General features: G+C 32.5%; 1 pseudogene. It reads right to left on the reverse strand.

Annotated elements, in window-relative coordinates:
- Positions 1-206: pseudogene (locus MUW73_RS04470) on the reverse strand (Rpn family recombination-promoting nuclease/putative transposase); the annotation flags it as partial.

The raw sequence follows: 206 nt of genomic DNA on the forward strand, positions 1-206 counted from the left end.
TCTTGTCTCCCTTCTTGTCTTAATTTTTCAGCTACTGACATGGCGATTTGTTTTAACTTTGGATCAAGTAATTCTATTGCATTGGTATGATCATCTATTGATAATATATACCAAATCATGGTACTAATATAAGGAATATATCCTTTTTTCTCTAGATCTAGCAATAGCTGTTGGTTATTGGGTAACCACTCACAAAAGTCTCTATG

This window comes from Candidatus Cardinium sp. cByotN1, assembly GCF_022810525.1.
In the GTDB taxonomy this organism is placed as follows: Bacteria; Bacteroidota; Bacteroidia; order Cytophagales; family Amoebophilaceae; genus Cardinium.